This window comes from Streptomyces spinosisporus (assembly GCF_022698145.1).
Classification (GTDB): domain Bacteria; phylum Actinomycetota; class Actinomycetes; order Streptomycetales; family Streptomycetaceae; genus Streptomyces; species Streptomyces spinosisporus.
This window is the reverse complement of sequence record NZ_JALDAX010000007.1, coordinates 117,343-133,501: the sequence shown is the minus strand read 5'-3', so window position 1 is coordinate 133,501 and position 16,159 is coordinate 117,343. Positions and strand designations below refer to the sequence as shown.

Sequence of the window (16,159 nt, the reverse complement as noted above, 5' to 3'; positions counted from 1 at the left end):
CTCTCGGCACGGCGCCGCCGTCGTGCCGCTTGTAGCATGGTGATCCACTTCTGGAGGACGCATGCGCGCCGGGGATGACACAGGCTCTCTCGACCGGGCGACGCGGGAGTTCATGGCCGCGCGGCCCCGGCTCTTCGGCATCGCCTATCGCGTGCTGGGAAGTGCCACCGAGGCCGAGGACGTCGTCCAGGAGGCCTGGCTGCGCTGGCAGCGCACCGATCGCACGGAGATCGTGGACCCGGTCGCCTTCCTGGTCACGGTCACCTCCCGGCTGGCGATCAACGTCGCCCAGTCCGCGCGGAAGCGGCACGAGACGTACACCGGGCCCTGGCTGCCGGAGCCCGTCGACACGACCAGGGATCCGCAGCTGGGCGCGGAGCGGGCCGAGGCGCTCGACATGGCGGTTCTGTTCCTGCTGGAGAAGCTGAACCCGGTCGAACGCGCCGCCTACGTGCTGCGGGAGGCCTTCGACTATCCGTACCGGCAGATCGCGGAGATGCTGGAGACGAGCGAGGCCAACACGCGTCAGCTGGTGAGCCGCGCCCGCAGGCATCTGTCGGCGGAGCGCCGGGAGCCCGCGAGTCCCGAGGCCCACCGGCGGCTGCTCGAGGTGTTCCTCGCCGCGGCGCAGAACGGCGACCTGGCGACGCTGGAGGACGTGCTCACCGCGGACGTGGTCAGCTACACCGACGGCGGAGGCATCCGCGGGGCGTCCAGGATCCCGGTCGTCGGACGGCTGCACGTGGCCAAGTACCTGGCGGCGTTCGCGCCGCGTTTCTGGCCGGGGGCACAGGTCCGCGAGGTCGAGGCCAACGGCCGGCCGGCCATGCTCGTCTCGTCCGGCGGCAAGGCCGTGGCCCTGCTGAACATCGAGGCGTCCGAGCGGGGCATCGAGCGTCTGCTGTGGGTCATGAACCCGGCGAAGCTGGCACCGTACGTGGCCTCGCTCGACGGCTGAGCGAGCCGCCGCCGTACACGAGGCGGTGTCCGTACACGAGGCGGTGTCCGTGCACGAGGCGGTGTCACAGATGCCTCCCCTGCCCGGTCCTACTGAGTGTCCACCCTGGTCAGCGGAGAACTCGGAGAACACCGTGGCTATCACCGAACAACGTCTTTCCACCATGGTGCTGGTGATCGGCACCGGAGGAGCGGGCCTGCGCGCGGCGATCGAGCTGGCCGAGGCCGGCCTCGACGTTCTCGCGGTCGGCAAGCGTCCCAAGGAGGACGCCCACACGGCCCTCGCCGCCGGAGGCATCAACGCCGCCCTGGCCACCATGGATCCCGAGGACAGCTGGCAGCAGCACGCCGCGGACACGCTCAAGGAGAGCTATCTGCTGGCCGATCCCCGCACCGTCGAGATCGTCACCCGGGGCGCCGCCCGCGGCATCGACGATCTGGAGCGGTACGGCATGGCCTTCGCCAGGGAGGAGGACGGCCGGATCTCGCAGCGCTTCTTCGGCGCGCACAAGTTCCGCCGGACCGCCTTCGCCGGCGACTACACCGGTCTGGAGATCCAGCGCACCCTCGTCAGGCGGGCGCAGCAGCTCGACATCCCGGTCCTTGACGGTGTCTACATCACCCGGCTGCTGGTGCACGACGGCGCGGTCTTCGGCGCGTACGGCTTCGACCTGACGAGTGGCAGGCGGTATCTGATCCACGCGGACGCCGTCATCCTCGCGGCGGGCGGCCACACCCGCATCTGGCGGCGCACCTCCTCGCGGCGCGACGAGAACACGGGCGACTCCTTCCGCCTCGCCGTGGAGGCGGGCGCCCGGCTGCGCGACGCCGAGCTGGTGCAGTTCCACCCCTCCGGCATCATCGAGCCGGAGAACGCGGCCGGCACGCTGGTCAGCGAGGCCGCCCGGGGCGAGGGCGGCATCCTGCGCAACGCGCTCGGGGAGCGGTTCATGTCGCGCTACGACCCCGAACGCATGGAGCTGTCCACCCGTGACCGCGTGGCGCTGGCCTCCTACACGGAGATCAAGGAAGGGCGCGGCACCCCGAACGGCGGTGTGTGGCTCGACGTCTCGCATCTGCCCCGGCAGACGATCATGACGCGGCTGCCCCGCGTCTACCAGACGCTGCTGGACCTGCAGATGCTCGACATCACCCGCGAGCCGATCGAGATCGCCCCCACCGCCCACTACTCGATGGGCGGGGTGTGGGTGCGGCCCGAGGACCACAGCACCGACGTACGGGGCCTGTACGCCATCGGCGAGGCGTCCAGCGGTCTGCACGGGGCCAACCGCCTCGGCGGGAACAGCCTCATCGAGCTGCTGGTGTTCGGCCGGCTCACCGGCCGGGCGGCCGCCGCCTACTCCGAGTCCCTGACCGCGCAGCCGCGTTCGGCGTCGGCCGTCGCCGAGGCCCGCGCGGAGGTCGACGACCTGCTCGCCGCCGACGGGCCGGAGAACGTACGTGCCCTGCAGCGCGCCCTGCGCAACACCATGACCGAGCACGCGGGTGTCGTACGCGACGAGGAAGGCCTGCGCGCCGGGCTGGCGGAGCTCGCTGCGATCGAGAAGCGGATGGAGGACGTGGGCGTGCACCCGGACATCGCCGGCTACCAGGACCTCGCGCACGCCTTCGACCTCAAGTCCGCGGCCCTCGCCGCCCGGGCCACCCTCGAATCGGCCCTGGAGCGCCGTGAGACGCGCGGCTGCCACAACCGCAGCGACTTCCCCGAGCAGGATCCCGCTCTGCGGGTGAACCTCGTGTGGTCGCCGTCGGACGGTGTCACCCGCGAAAGCATCCCGGACGTGCCGGAGGAGATCTCCGCGCTGATGGAGGAGGTCTCGACCGAGGGCAAACTCGCCGAATGATTCGCCGGACGCCCCTGTCACAGCCGAGGGGGCTGTCCGGTCTTTCCTGACGCACGCATTTCTGCGAAAGGAATGGTCATGAAGATCGTAGTGATCGGTGGTACGGGGCTCATCGGCTCCAAGCTGGTCGCCGGGTTGAAGGAACACGGGCACGAGGCGGTTCCGGCCGCGCCCAACACCGGCGTCAACACCCTGACGGGCGAGGGGCTGGCCGAGGTGCTGAAGGGTGCCTCGGTCGTGGTGGACGTCTCCAACTCCCCCTCGTTCGCGGACGACGCGGTCATGGAGTTCTTCCGCACCTCCACGACCAACGTCCTCGAGGCGGAGGCCGAGGCGGGCGTGCGGCACCATGTGGCGCTGTCCGTGGTCGGCACCGACCGCCTGCAGGGCAGCGGCTACTTCCGCGCCAAGCAGGTCCAGGAGGACCTGATCAAGGCGTCCGGGGTTCCGTACACCATCGTCCACGCCACCCAGTTCTTCGAGTTCGCGAAGGGACTGGCCGACGGGGTCACCGAGGGCGACACCGTGCGCCTGCCCGCCGCCAAGATCCAGCCCATGGTCTCCGACGACGTGGCGGCGGCGGTCGGCCGGGCCGCGGTGGGCGACCCGGTGGGCGGCGTGGTGGAGGTCGGCGGCCCGGAGGCGTTCGAGCTGGAGGACTTCATCCGGATGGGGCTCGACGCCATCGACGACCCGCGCAAGGTCGTCACGGACCCCGAGGCGCGCTACTGGGGTGCCGAGCTCCAGGAGGACACCCTGCTGCCGGGGCCTGACGCGCATCTCGCCAAGACCCGGTTCGCCGACTGGCTGGCGCAGCAGAAGTAGCGGCACGAGAGGGCCCCCGCCGACTGGCGGGGGCCCTCTTCTTTTCTCTGCGGCGCTCAGCCGGCCCGGTCGTGCCCTTCATCGGCAATCACGCCGTCGGCCGGGGTGCCGGGGCCGATCGCCTCGTACTGCTCCTGCTGCGTGAGCAGGCTGAGCCGTTCCGGACTGAGCGGCGCGTGGACCTCGACGTACTCGCCGTTCGGCAGGCGCTTGATGATGCCGGTCTCGCGGCCGTGCAGCAGCTCGTCGCGGTCCTTTCGCTGCAGGCCGAGCGCCCATCGCTTGGCGAGGACGTAGGAAAGCGGCGGTACGACGACGAGACCGATGCGGACCGCCCAGGTCACCGATTCGACGGAGACGTGGAAGCGTGTGGCGATGATGTCGTTCGCGGCGCCGATCAGGGCGATCAGATAGAAGCTGATCCACGAGACGCCGAGACCCGTTCGTGCCGGGCGGTTGCGCGGCCGGTCGAGCAAGTGGTGTTCGCGGTCGTCGCCGGTCACCCGGGCTTCGAGGAACGGGTAGACGCCCATGGCGACGAAGACTCCGACGCCCGCGAGCAGGGGAATCAGGTTGTCGAGCGCCAGGGTGTGGCCCCATAGGACGATCTCCCAGCCGGGCATGACCCGCAGCAGGCCGTCGGCGACACCCATGTACCAGTCGGGCTGGGACCCGGCCGAGACCTGGTCGGCGCGGTAGGGGCCGTACTTCCAGACGGGGTTGATCTGGGCGATCGCGGCCATGACGAGGATGACGCCGGCGACCAGGAAGAAGACCCCTGCCGACTTCACGGCGCGCACCTTGAACGGCAGGCCCACGACGTTCCTCTCGGTCCGTCCCCGGCCCGGGTACTGCGTGTGCCGGTGGCGGAAGGCCAGGAACACATGGGCGACCAGCAGTCCCACCATCAGCGCGGGGATGATCAGCACGTGGATCGTGTTGAAGCGCGCCACCAGGTCGTTTCCGGGGAACTCGCCTCCGAAGAGGAACATCGAGAGATACGTGCCGACGATCGGGATCGACAGGATCGTGCCGTTCACGACGGCGAGGCCGGTTCCGGAGAGCAGGTCGTCGGGGAGGTCGTATCCCGTCAGTCCCGCGAACATGCCGAGCACCAACAGCAGGAATCCGAGCACCCAGTTGAGTTCGCGCGGCTTGCGGAAGGCGCCCGTGAAGAACACGCGCATCATGTGCAGCAGCATGGCGGCGACGAAGACCAGCGCGGCCCAGTGATGGGCCTGCCGGATGAGCAGGCCGCCGCGGACGTCGAAGGAGATGTGCATCGTCGAGTCGAACGCCTCCGACACCGTCTGTCCGCGCAGCGGTGCGTAACTGCCGTGGTATTCCACCTGGTTCATCGACGGGTGGAAGAACAGCGTGAGATAGATCCCGGTGACGATGATGACGACGAAGCTGTAGAGGCTGATCTCGCCCAGCAGGAACGACCAGTGGTCCGGAAAGGCTTTCCGCGCCTTTCCCCGCAGCAGGCCGTAGAGCCCCAGACGCCCGTCGGCCCACTCGGCGACCCGTTCGCCCCTGCCCCGCTCTTGTACGTCCTTGTTCTGGCCGGCGTCGTCCACGGCTCCACACCACCGTTCCCTGAGTTGTCCGAAAGAGTTGTGGTCAGGCCGCCGTGGTGACCGTGTCCTGCGTGGGGCGGGCCCGGCGCCGGCTCACCGCTCGGCGTTCGCTCTCCGTGGTGCCGCCCCAGATGCCGTCCACCTGTCCGGCCCGCAGGGCCCAGTCCAGGCACTGCCGTACGACGGGGCAGCGGCCGCAGACGGCCTTGGCCTCGTCGATCTGGATGAGCGCCGGGCCGCTGGTGCCCACGGGGAAGAAGAGATCGGGGTCCTGGCCCAGACAGCCGGCCCGTTCATGCCAGGACAGGGTGGGGTCTGCTCGTTCAACAGCCATCGGAAAGCGCACCTCCAGCATCGCCGTGAGTGGTGTCGGACGCTCATAGGTGAGACCGGACAGCCGGCGCCGGTGTGACACCGGGGCGGGGAGGCGCGTGTCACACGATCGGTGTCTGCCCGGTCATACGGAGAGAGCCGGGAGGGAGGGCGCCCCATGGACGACTTCCGGGTGCGGTGCGTGCGGCCCGCGTCGCCGCGGGAGCAGGAGGCCGTGGTGCGCTCGGTGCAACGCGCGTGTGTGTCCGGGGACGGCGAGGTGCTGGCTGCTCTGCTGTGCGCGGATGCCACGGCGTTCTTCGACGGGGGCGGCAGGGTCGGGGCGCCGGACCGGCCGGTCCACGGGAGCCGGCAGGTGGCCCGCGCCCTGCTGACGCTGCCGGCCCGCGGCCCGCGCACCACCTGGAGCGCGCAGTCCGTCAACGGCCGTACCGGCCTGGTCGTCCGCTGGGAATGCCGCGTCGCCGCGGTGATCGGCCTCGATGTGGCCGACCACCGTGTCGTGCAGCTCTGGGTGGTCCTCAACCCGGACAAGCTGCGCTCCTGGAACCGGTCTCCCGGTCCCCGCACCTGACCCGGCGTTACGCCCCGGCCGAGGCGTCGTCGAGCACGGACGGCCGCGGGTTGCCGCCCGTGACGAACGCGTCCCGCGGGTGCTGCACCGAGGCGAGGGAGACGAGGTCACGGCCGAAGAGGGCGGCGGTCAGCCAGACCGTGAGCACACGGACCTTGCGCTCCCACGAGGGCACCGCCAGGACGTGGTAGCCCCGGTGCATCAGCCAGGCCGGGAAGCCCTTGACGACGAGCCTCTTGTACTGGAAGATGCCCCGCCCGAGGCCCAGCGTCGCGACCACGCCGAGGCTGCCGTGGCGGTAGTCGCGGACCTTCCCTCCGTGCAGGGAGGCGGCGATGTTCTTCGCCAGCAACCTGCCCTGGCGTACGGCGTGTTGGGCGTTGGGCACGGTGCGGGCACCCGGCGTGTGCACGGCCAGGTCGGGAACGGCGGCGTCGTCCCCGGCCGCCCACGCGTCCGGCACCGGTTCGCTTTCGGTGCCCACGCGCAGATCGGGCCTGACCACGAGCAGACCGCGCTCGTCGACGGGGAGGTCCGTGTGGTTGTGCACCACGGGGTTCGAGGCGTTGCCGGCCGTCCACACGATCAGCTCCGAGTCGAACTCCTCGCCGCTGGAGAGCACGACATGACCGTCCACGGCGGAGAGCAGCTGCGTGTTCAGATGGACGTGCGCGCCTCGGCGTTCCAGGGAGCGCACCACCCATGCGCCGGGTGCGTCCCCGACCTCGGGCAGGATCCGGCCCCTGGCCTCGACCAGGTGGAAGGACAGATCGTCGGCGCTCAGCTCCGGATAGGACTTGAGCATGGCTGTCGCGAGGGACAGCAGTTCACCGAAGCCCTCGACGCCGGAGAACCCGCCGCCGACGAACGTCACGGTGAGCAGCTTCCGCCGCTCGGGGCCCGGCGGCAGCGAGGCCGCCTGGTCGAACGCGGTCATCAGCCGGTCGCGGATGGCCACCGCCTCCTCGACGTGCTTGAGCCCGATGGCCTGCCCGGACAGTCCGGGGATGGGGAAGGTGCGGGTCACGGCCCCGGCGGTGACCACGAGGAGGTCGTAGCGCAGCTCGTGGTCGGCTCCGTTCACCGGCCGGACGGTGAGGCGCCGGTCCGCGTGGCGGACCTCGACGACGGTCCCCGCGATCAGCCGGGTGGTGCGCAGATGCCGGCGCAGCGAGACGGCGGCATGGCGCGCCTCGACGGAGCCGGCCGTCACCTCCGGCAGGAAGGGCTGGTACGTCATATAGGGGCGAGGGTCGATCACCGTCACCCGCGCCTCGCCGGACCGCAGCTTCTTCTCCAGGCCCCAGGCGGTGTAGAAGCCCGCATAGCCGCCACCGATGATCACGATCTCACGCATGGTTCCCTCTGCTCGTCGGTCGTCACCAGGTAGACCGTGCAGGGCGGCGAAACGTGACAGCCGCGAGCCCGTCGTGGGACTGTCCGTGTTCGTCTCGCATGTGCTAAGGAAAGGGATGACCGATACCGAATCAGTAGAAACGGGGAGCGATCGTCCATCGGCGCATCGCGATCCACAGTCCGGCATCGCCGATCTTCGGCGCATCGGGGCGCATCCCGATCACTGGTATCCCGTCGCGCTGTCCCGGAGTGTGCGCGGCGGAAGGGCGCTGGCGACCGCGTTCGCCGGTGAGCGCATCGCCCTCTACCGCGGACAGAGCGGTGCCGTGTACGCCCTGGAGGACCGGTGCGCGCACCGTCAGGTGCCGCTGAGCATGGGCGTGGTGGAGGGTGAGGCGCTGCGCTGCTGCTATCACGCGTGGACCTACCGCGGTGACGGACGCATCTCGCAGATCCCGTACTTGTCCAAGGGCGACGGCCGTCCGCCGCGCGGTGTGCGCGGCTACCCCGTCCGTGAGGCCTACGGTCTGGTCTTCGTCTTCCCGGGCGCCGTGGAACGGGCGGCGGCCGTCCCGCTTCCCGAACTGCCTGCCTACGGCTCGGGGCGGTATCGGGCCATGACGTTCTCCCGCACGGTGCGCTGCCACTACTCGTTCATGCACGAGAACCTCCTCGACATGAACCACCAGTTCCTGCACCGGGGCGTGGTCGGCAGGCTCCGCCCGGAACTGCTGGGCCACCGGACCGACGCACGCTCGGTGGAGGCGCGGTATCTGTTCACCCACGCGGGCGGCAAGCGCAACCGCGCCGCCGGTCTGCTGGCGGCCGAGGGCGTCAACGGCCGCGACTCCAGCGATGTGATGACCATCCGTACGGAGTACCCGTACCAGACGCTCGACCTGGTCCCGCAGGGCGCCGAGCGGCCCGTCTTCCGGCTCTGGGCCGTGTACGTGCCGGAGGACGCCGAGCAGCGCCGCTGCCATGTCTACGGCCTGCTCATGATCGAGAAGCCCCGGGTGCCGGGCGCGCTGCAGCTGGCCTGGCCGTTCATCCGGCGCTTCACCGAGCGGGTGTTCGCCGAGGACCGGATGGCCGTCGAGGCCGAGCAGCGGGCGTGGGACGAGCAGGGCGAGGACCGCAACCACGAGGTGTTCCCGCTGATCCTGGACGTGCGTGAAGTGCTGCGCTCCAACGGCGTGCCGATCGTCTCCCGGGCCGCGCCGTGCGGTACCGCCGCCGCGGTGTGCGGTGGCACGGCGCCGGCGCCCGGCCGCCGTGGCGAAGAGCCGGGCACCCCTGCCGGGTGACGGGCGGTCAGGGCTTGCGGGCGACTCCGCCGTAGATGTCCGTGGGCTCGGGTGTGCTGCCCGGCTCGGGTCGCCACAGCGGGCAGGAGACGATCCCGGGCTCCAGCAGCTCGAGTCCCTCGTAGTAGGCGGCGACCTGGTCCGGGCTGCGCAGCACGTACGGAATGGCGCCGGTGTCGTCGTAGCCCTGCTGGGCGTCCTTGAGGGAGGCGTCGGTGTCGGTGCTGTCGTAGTGGACGAAGTAACTGCCGGACGGCAGCGCGGCCTGGAGGCGGCGGACGATGGACTTGGCCTCCTCGTAGTCCTGGATGTGGCCGAGGATGCCCATGAGCATGAGCGCGACCGGCCGGTCGAAGTCCAGGATCTTGGCGGCCCGTTCGATGATCCTCTCGGGCTCGTGCAGGTCGGCGTCGATGTACTCGGTCACGCCCTCGGGGGAGCTGGTGAGCAGCGCCTGGGCGTGCCGCAGCACCAGGGGGTCGTTGTCGACGTAGACGATGCGGGACTCGGGGGCGATGCGCTGGGCGACCTGGTGGGTGTTGTCGTACGTCGGCAGTCCGGTGCCGATGTCGAGGAACTGGCGGACGCCGAGCTCGCCGGCCACGAGGGTGACGGCGCGGATCAGATAGTGCCGGGAGGCGCGGGCCATGGTCTCGATGTTGGGGGCGGTCTCGCGGTAGGCGTCGCCCGCGACCCGGTCGACCTCGTAGTTGTCCTTCCCGCCCATCCAGTAGTTCCAGATGCGCGCCGAGTGCGGCACCGAGGTGTCGATCTTGGACAGCGCGTCCTGGTCGGTCGGCTTGCTGTCTGCCATGGAGCTTCTCCTGCCGTGCGTCACGGGGTGTGTGTTCAACCTAACGACAACGCCTGCGTGGGGGACCCGAGTTGACAAGGCGAGGGGCCGCGGGCCCGCACGGCGGAGGTCGCCGTGCGGGCGTGTCCGGTTGTCCGTTCGCGGGGTCGGGCGCGGGCGTCTCAGGCGACGAGGAAGTCCGCCTGGCCGGCCTTGGCACCTTCCAGGAAGGAGATCATCTCGTTGCGGGTGTAGACGAGCGCGGGCCCGTCGGGGTTGGTGGACTGACGGAAGGCGACGCTGCCGTCGGGCAGTCGCTTGGCTTCGACGCAACTGCCGCCGTTGGTCCCGCTCCAGGGCTTGTGCCAGCCCTCGGCTCCCAGATCGGTGGCGGGCATTCCACTGTAGATGCGGTCCTTGGATCCCATGGATCACAGCTCCTTACGCAGTTCACCCAGGATGTCCCTGGTTCGTGCAACCGGCTCCGCCTGAACGGACATCCGGTCCAGCACTTCGAGATAGGAGACGACGTCCTCGGGCCGGTCGACGTAGACGGCGCCGGTCAGGTTCTCGGTGTAGACGACGTCGGGCAGTTCGGAGAATCCGAAGCGGAAGTGGTGGAAGGGGCCGAAGGCACCGGGGTGGGCGCCCACGGACACGGGCATGATCTGGATGCGGACCTTGGGCCTGGCCAAGGCCTCGATCAAACGGTCTATCTGAGCCCGCATCACCTCGGCCCCGCCGACGGGCCGGCGCAGTACCGTCTCGTCCAGGATGGCCCAGACGGTCGGGGCGTCCGGCTTGGTGAGGAGGTCCTGGCGCCTCAGGCGCAGGGACACGCGGCGGTCGATCTCCTCCTTGGGCTCGTTGGGGAAGCCGACGTGCAGCAGCGCGGCGGCGTAGTCGTGCGTCTGCAACAGGCCCGGGACGTAGTGGGGTTCGTAGAGCCGGATGACGCTGGCTTCGCTCTCCAGGCTCACATAGGCCTTGAACCACTCGGGCAGCACGTCGCGGTACGAGTACCACCACCCGGGCTGGTTGGCCTCCCTGGCCAGGCCGAGGAAGTCGTCGATCTCCGGTTCGGGGACCCCGTAGGTGTGCAGCAGTTCCCTGACGTAGGGGATCCGCAGGCCCACCTCGGCCTTCTCGATCCGGCGGACCGTCAGAGGGGTCACCTCGATGGCCCGCGCCGCGTCCTCGAACGACACCCCCGCCTGCTCGCGCAGGGTTCGCAGGCGTCTGCCGAGAACGATTCTCAGGACGGTCGGTGCGCTGCCGCCCGAGCGGTTGTCGCTCACGTCCAACCTCCTGAAAGGCCGTCACGCTCTGCAGTGTGCCACGGCTGAGACGAGTCCGACAGAACGAAGCGATAGATCTGAAATTATCGGAATGAAGGTTGCGGGCTGAGTTTGCACGAGGCCATAGTGAACCTGTGACCTGTCGTACCGAGCGCTCATGTGGTGCCCAACGGCCGTTGGCGCCAAGGGAACTGATGTCCGGACGGGTCTGCCGTTCTCATCACGGCCACCGGAGCAGCCACCCCGCAACAGGGCTGCGCACGAGGGAGGTTCGATGACGGCATTCAGGGCACAGCGCCGCGCGCCGTCGTCCTTACGGGTCCACGACGGTGACGGAACGTTCGCCCCCAGGGCGGCAGTTCGGGCCCGGACCGCGAGGCCCGCCGCGAACGAACTCCTTCGTTGGACCTTCCCGGCCGACCCCTCCTGGGCCGCCGCGGTACGGCACACGGTCACCGACCGCCTCGCCACCGTGCTGCCGCACCCCGAGCAGATCGACAACGCGGCCCTCGCCACCGGCGAACTCTTCGCGAACGCCGTCAGACATGCCGGTCACGGCCCCGGCGACACCATCACCGTCGCCGTCGAATGCACCGAGCACGTACTCCGCGTGATCGTCGCCGACCGCTCCCCCTTACCACCCCGACCGCAGCCGACGGACGACTGCGCCGAGTCGGGCCGCGGCCTGGCCATCGTCTCCGCCCTCACCGACGGCTGGGGCACCGCACCCCCCGAACCGGGCTCCCCGGGCAAACGAGTGTGGTTCACGATGGCACGGGGACGCCGGGAGGCGACGCCATGAAGGATCGAGCCCCCGCCCCGGGCACCACGAACAGCGAACTCCGCGGCGTCACACCGCCGGAGAGCGCGACGCCCGCCACGAGGACGCAGCCTTCGACCGCCGCGGGAAGTGCCGGCGTCAAGGACACCGCTCGACAGTCGGCCGATGGCCCGACCCGTCTGTCGGCCGGACAGTGTGTCGATGGCGGAAGCGGGTCGGCGTACGGGGATGTGGAGGCGCTTGCTGTTGAGTTGTTGGGCAGGGCGGAGCAGGACCGGGAGTTGATGCGGCTGGCGCAGGCGGACCCCGCGCCGCTGCGGCGGCACCGGCTCGCGCAGTGCCACCGGGACAACGCCGAGGCCCTCGCGGCGATCGTCGCGCGACACGGGTGGCCGCACGCCGACCTGGTCGGATCGCCCGCGTCGACCGCGGCCGTGATGATCCTGCTGCACTCCCCCGACCTCGGCTTCCGCCTCCGGTGCCGCGATCTGATCGCCCGGGCCACCGCCGACGGGCACACGCCCGCCATCCACTTCGCCTATGTCGCGGACCAGTGCGCGGTCGACCTGGGCCAGCCCCAGTACTACGGCACGCGGATCAGCCCCAGAACCCTGCGCCCGTATCCGATCCGCCATCCGCAGAGCGTCGACGAGCGCCGCAGCGATGTCGGTCTCGGCCCGCTCCAGGAGCAACTGCAGGCCCTGCGCATCACGGGCTGACCGCGCGGGGCGCACCCCCGTGCGCCGGGCCCGTTCGACCTGGGCGCGCCTGATGTGGAGAATCAGAGCCATGAGCGAGAACGTGTATTTCGAAATTTCGGCCAACGGCGAGAAGCTCGGTCGCGTCGTCTTCCGGCTGTTCGACGACGTCGTGCCGAAGACGGCGCGCAACTTCCGTGAGCTGGCGACCGGCCAGAACGGCTACGGCTACAAGGGCGCGCCCTTCCACCGGGTCATCCCCGAGTTCATGCTGCAGGGCGGCGACTTCACCCACGGCAACGGCACGGGCGGCAAGAGCATCTATGGCGAGAAGTTCGCGGACGAGAACTTCCAGCTCAAGCACGACAGGCCGTTCCTGCTCAGCATGGCCAACGCGGGCCCCGGCACCAACGGCTCGCAGTTCTTCATCACCACGATCGTGACGCCTTGGCTGGACGGCAAGCACGTCGTCTTCGGCGAGGTCGTCGAGGGCGAGGACGTCGTCAAGGCCGTCGAGGCCCTCGGCTCCCGCTCGGGCGCGACCTCCAAGAAGATCGTCATCGAGGACTCGGGCGTCGTCGCCTAGTTTTCTTTTTTCGGACTCGGCCGGGCAGTCGGCCGCGGTTCCGTCACTCCGGTGACGCAACCGCGCGACTGCCCGGCCCTTTTTGTTGCCCCGCACCCCCGGCCCACTGCCGTCTCACCACCTGTCCGCTGTGTGGACACCGGTTGACCCCCTTCCACGTGCGCTCACATTATGAGTGCACCACTCGTATTGTGAGTCGTACAGAAGGGTGTGAGGGATGAGCAGGCAACCATCCGTCGGTTCCGACGACGTCCTGGCCGGACTCCGCGTCCTGGAGCTCGGCAGCTTTATCGCGGCCCCGTCCGCCGGACGACTGTTCGCGGACTTCGGAGCGGACGTGGTGAAGGTCGAACGACCCGGCACCGGCGACGAGTTGAGGCGCTGGCGGCTGCACGGCGGCGACACCTCACTGCTGTTTCGCGTGATGAACCGGAACAAGCGGTCGGTGACCCTGGACCTGCGCACGGACGAGGGCTGCGCGCTCTGTCTGGACCTGATCCGCGAGTGCGACGTCGTCCTGGAGAACTTCCGCCCCGGCACCCTGGAGCGCTGGGGCCTGGGCCCGGAGGAGATACGGCGCGCCAACCCGCGGGCCGTCCTGGTGCGGATCTCCGGGTACGGCCAGAGCGGGCCGTACCGCGACCGCCCGGGCTTCGGCGGGGTCGCCGAGGCGGTGGGCGGGCTGCGGAACCTGACCGGGTACCCGGACCGCGCGCCGACCCGCGTCGGCATCAGCATCGCCGACCAGATCGCCGGACTGTACGCGGTGATCGGCGCCCTGATGGCGCTGCACCGGCGCGGACGCGACGGCCACGGAGACACCGTGGACGTGGCGCTCTACGAGGGCATCTACTCGCTGATGGAGTCCCTGGTCCCGGACTTCGACGCGTACGGCGTCGAGCGCGAGCGCACCGGCAGCGCGCTGCCCGGCGTGGTGCCCTCCAACACCTACCGGTGCGCCGACGGCAAGTACGCCGTGATCAGCGGCAACGGCGACGCCATCTACGGGCGGCTGATGCGGCTGGTGGGCCGCCCCGACCTGGCCGAGGACCCCGCGCTCGCGGACAACGCCGGACGGGTGGCCCGGGCCGAGGAGCTGGACGAGGCGATCGGCGCCTGGACCGCCTCGCTGCCCTGCGCCGACGTACTGAAGGCACTGGAGGAGGCCGCGGTTCCGGGCGGCCCCATCTACACCGCCGCCGACATCCTCGACGACCCGCACTTCCGGGCCCGGGGCATGCACGAGCGGCATCCGGTCGCCGTGAGCGCCGACGAGAAGGCGGAGGTGGTCTTCCCCGGCGTCGTGCCCCGGTTCGAGGACCGTCCGGGCAGCACCCGGTGGCTCGGCCCCGACCTCGGCGAACACACCGACGACGTCCTGGACTCGCTCGGCGTCGGCGCGGCCCGACGCGAGCAGCTGCGTGCGCAGGGGGTGCTGTGATGGCCGCATCAAGGACAACCGGATACGAGACGACCGGACCGGCGGAGCAGGAGCGGGTCGAGCAGGTGCTCATCACCGATGTGCTGCTGCGCGACGGACTCCAGATCGAGCCCGTCACCGTGCCGACGTCCGACAAGATCCGGCTGGCGAGCGGCCTTCTGGAGGCGGGTCTGACGTCGCTGGAGGTCGGGGCGTTCGTCCACCCGGAGAAGGTGCCGCAGATGGCGGACACCGATCCGCTCGTGGCCGCCCTGCAGCCGGGTACCGACGCCGCCCTGCACACGCTGGTCTTCAACGAGCGCGGCGCCCGGCGCGCCGTCGCCGCGGGGGCCCGGCACGTGCGCTTCGTGGTCTCCGCGAGCGACGGCCACAGCAGGGCGAACGCCGGCACGGACACCCGGGGCGCCCTGGAGCGGCTGGAGCCCTGCGCCCGGCTGCTGACCGAGCACGGCGTCCGCATCGAGGCCTCGATCGCGACGGCCTTCGTCTGCCCCTACGACGGCGAGACCCCGCCGCGGCGGGTCGTGGACGTGGCCCGTCGGCTGGTGGAGCTGGGCGCGAAGGTGATCCACCTCGCCGACACGATCGGCGCGGCGAGTCCGGCGCACATCCGGCGTACGGTCTGCGAGGTGCGCGCGGCGCTCCCCGCCCAGCCGCTCGGGCTGCATCTGCACAACACCTACGGCATGGCCTCGGCCAACGCGTGGGAGGGCGTGCAGCTGGGCATTCGCCGCTTCGACGCGGCGCTCGGCGGGATCGGCGGCTGCCCGTTCGCGCCGGGGGCGGCGGGCAACATCGCCACCGACGACCTGGTCAACCTCTTCCACCACGTCGGCATCGCCACCGGAGTCGACGCCGCGAAGCTGGTGGCCGTACGCGACCAGCTGCATGTCCTGCTCGGCAGAAAGCTGGAGTCCGCGCTCTCCTCCGTCCCGGCGGCACCCGTGGCTCTGCGCGTCTGAGCCCGCGCCGGCGGTCTGCTCGGCTAGCGGGTTCCGGGGCGGTAGCCGAGCCGGCGTGAGGCGTCCTCCGCGGCGGCCACCACCTTCGGCGCCAGCGCACCGACGTCGGAGGGGGTCAGCCGCTGCGTCGGCGCGCCGATGCCGAGCACCGCGACGAGTTCGCCGGTGAGCCCGAAGACCGGGGCGCTGACCGAGGCCGCGCCCAGGTCGCGTTCCTCGAAGGAGGCCGCGTATCCGAGCTTGCGGATCTCCTCCAGCTGCTGGTCGAGCAGGTCGATGTCGACGACGGTGCGGGCCGTGTGCCGGCTGAGGCCGTGGCTGACGGCGGCGGAGCGGGCCAGCGGGTCGTACGCCATGAAGACCTTGCCCGCGGAGCCGGCGTGCAGGGCCATGACCATGCCCACCATGAACAGCCGCATGACGACGTGGTGGGTGTCCGCGATGGAGACCACCGTGCGGTAGGCGCCGTCGCGCACGTACAGACACGCCGTCTCGCCGGTGGCGTCCCGCAGGTCCTGCAGCGACGGCCGGGTCAGACGCACCATGTCCAGGCCGAAGGTGCCGGGGGCAGCCCAGCGCACCAGCCCGAGTCCGATGCGGTAGCCGTCCTCGTCCCGGTCCAGGAACCCCTCCCGGACCAGGTTGTGGACCAGCCGCTGGGACGTGCTGGCCGGCAGTCCGGTCTTCTTGGTGATCTGCTGCAGGGTCAGACAGGGCTCCGCGATCGTGAAGCACTCCAGGACCTGGCGGAACTTCTGCAGCACCAGGATCGGCGGAATGCCGCTCTTCTCGCCCGCACTCAC

Annotated in this window: 17 protein-coding genes; 10 read left to right on the top strand and 7 right to left on the bottom strand. The window is 70.4% G+C overall.

Going from position 1 to position 16,159, the window contains the following annotated elements; translation table 11 throughout:
- Positions 1-61: 61 nt before the first annotated feature.
- From MQN93_RS20065 to MQN93_RS20055, 3 genes are all read left to right on the top strand, one after another.
- Positions 62-958, top strand: coding sequence for an RNA polymerase sigma-70 factor (locus MQN93_RS20065; protein ID WP_016430945.1), 897 nt, complete (start codon positions 62-64; stop codon positions 956-958).
- A 163-nt stretch (positions 959-1,121) separates the two neighbouring features.
- Complete coding sequence (locus MQN93_RS20060; protein ID WP_242710827.1) at positions 1,122-2,822, top strand: FAD-dependent oxidoreductase; 1,701 nt, start codon at positions 1,122-1,124, stop codon at positions 2,820-2,822.
- A 78-nt stretch (positions 2,823-2,900) separates the two neighbouring features.
- Entirely contained in the window at positions 2,901-3,647 is a 747-nt protein-coding gene (locus tag MQN93_RS20055) for an SDR family oxidoreductase (protein ID WP_242710621.1), read from the top strand.
- A 56-nt stretch (positions 3,648-3,703) separates the two neighbouring features.
- On the opposite strand, the gene qcrB is transcribed toward MQN93_RS20055, so the two are convergent.
- Together qcrB and MQN93_RS20045 are read right to left on the bottom strand one after the other, a co-directional pair.
- The gene (qcrB, locus tag MQN93_RS20050; protein ID WP_242710620.1) at positions 3,704-5,227 is read right to left on the bottom strand and encodes a cytochrome bc1 complex cytochrome b subunit; all 1,524 of its coding nucleotides are present in this window, start codon (positions 5,225-5,227) and stop codon (positions 3,704-3,706) included.
- 43 nt (positions 5,228-5,270) lie between these two features.
- On the bottom strand, positions 5,271-5,561 hold the full coding sequence (locus MQN93_RS20045) for a WhiB family transcriptional regulator (RefSeq protein WP_278190975.1): 291 nt from the start codon (positions 5,559-5,561) through the stop codon (positions 5,271-5,273).
- A gap of 156 nt (positions 5,562-5,717) precedes the next feature.
- On the opposite strand from MQN93_RS20045, the gene MQN93_RS20040 reads away from it, so the two are divergent.
- Positions 5,718-6,134 carry a sigma-70 family RNA polymerase sigma factor family protein gene (locus tag MQN93_RS20040; RefSeq protein ID WP_242710619.1) on the top strand — a complete coding sequence of 139 codons (417 nt, stop codon included), beginning with the start codon at positions 5,718-5,720 and terminating at the stop codon, positions 6,132-6,134.
- Between the two features lie 7 nt (positions 6,135-6,141).
- Here MQN93_RS20040 and MQN93_RS20035 read toward each other — a convergent pair whose 3' ends face one another.
- Complete coding sequence (locus MQN93_RS20035; RefSeq protein ID WP_242710618.1) at positions 6,142-7,491, bottom strand: NAD(P)/FAD-dependent oxidoreductase; 1,350 nt, start codon at positions 7,489-7,491, stop codon at positions 6,142-6,144.
- Positions 7,492-7,606: 115 nt separating this feature from the next.
- Between MQN93_RS20035 and MQN93_RS20030 the strand changes: the two genes are divergently transcribed.
- The gene (locus MQN93_RS20030) at positions 7,607-8,797 is read left to right on the top strand and encodes a Rieske 2Fe-2S domain-containing protein (RefSeq protein ID WP_242710617.1); all 1,191 of its coding nucleotides are present in this window, start codon (positions 7,607-7,609) and stop codon (positions 8,795-8,797) included.
- A 7-nt stretch (positions 8,798-8,804) separates the two neighbouring features.
- On the opposite strand, the gene MQN93_RS20025 is transcribed toward MQN93_RS20030, so the two are convergent.
- From MQN93_RS20025 to MQN93_RS20015, 3 genes are all read right to left on the bottom strand, one after another.
- Positions 8,805-9,611 (bottom strand): SAM-dependent methyltransferase, encoded by an 807-nt coding sequence (locus MQN93_RS20025; RefSeq protein WP_242710616.1) that lies wholly within the window; start codon positions 9,609-9,611, stop codon positions 8,805-8,807.
- 161 nt (positions 9,612-9,772) lie between these two features.
- A complete protein-coding gene (locus tag MQN93_RS20020) occupies positions 9,773-10,018 on the bottom strand; it encodes a DUF397 domain-containing protein (RefSeq protein ID WP_016430954.1) in 246 nt (81 codons plus the stop codon).
- 3 nt (positions 10,019-10,021) lie between these two features.
- Entirely contained in the window at positions 10,022-10,888 is an 867-nt protein-coding gene (locus MQN93_RS20015) for a Sco1979 family transcriptional regulator (RefSeq protein WP_016430955.1), read from the bottom strand.
- Positions 10,889-11,162: 274 nt separating this feature from the next.
- On the opposite strand from MQN93_RS20015, the gene MQN93_RS20010 reads away from it, so the two are divergent.
- From MQN93_RS20010 to MQN93_RS19990, 5 genes are all read left to right on the top strand, one after another.
- Positions 11,163-11,690 carry an ATP-binding protein gene (locus MQN93_RS20010; protein WP_242710615.1) on the top strand — a complete coding sequence of 176 codons (528 nt, stop codon included), beginning with the start codon at positions 11,163-11,165 and terminating at the stop codon, positions 11,688-11,690.
- Positions 11,687-12,388 carry a DUF6624 domain-containing protein gene (locus MQN93_RS44230; protein WP_016430957.1) on the top strand — a complete coding sequence of 234 codons (702 nt, stop codon included), beginning with the start codon at positions 11,687-11,689 and terminating at the stop codon, positions 12,386-12,388. The genes MQN93_RS20010 and MQN93_RS44230 overlap by 4 nt, the downstream gene beginning before the upstream one ends.
- Before the next feature lie 70 nt (positions 12,389-12,458).
- Positions 12,459-12,953 (top strand): peptidylprolyl isomerase, encoded by a 495-nt coding sequence (locus MQN93_RS20000; protein WP_242710614.1) that lies wholly within the window; start codon positions 12,459-12,461, stop codon positions 12,951-12,953.
- Positions 12,954-13,170: 217 nt separating this feature from the next.
- The gene (locus tag MQN93_RS19995; protein WP_242710613.1) at positions 13,171-14,394 is read left to right on the top strand and encodes a CaiB/BaiF CoA transferase family protein; all 1,224 of its coding nucleotides are present in this window, start codon (positions 13,171-13,173) and stop codon (positions 14,392-14,394) included.
- Positions 14,394-15,356 (top strand): hydroxymethylglutaryl-CoA lyase, encoded by a 963-nt coding sequence (locus MQN93_RS19990; protein ID WP_242710612.1) that lies wholly within the window; start codon positions 14,394-14,396, stop codon positions 15,354-15,356. The genes MQN93_RS19995 and MQN93_RS19990 overlap by 1 nt, the downstream gene beginning before the upstream one ends.
- 23 nt (positions 15,357-15,379) lie before the next feature.
- Here MQN93_RS19990 and MQN93_RS19985 read toward each other — a convergent pair whose 3' ends face one another.
- Positions 15,380-16,159, bottom strand: a complete 780-nt coding sequence (locus MQN93_RS19985) for an IclR family transcriptional regulator (protein ID WP_016430961.1) — start codon at positions 16,157-16,159, stop codon at positions 15,380-15,382.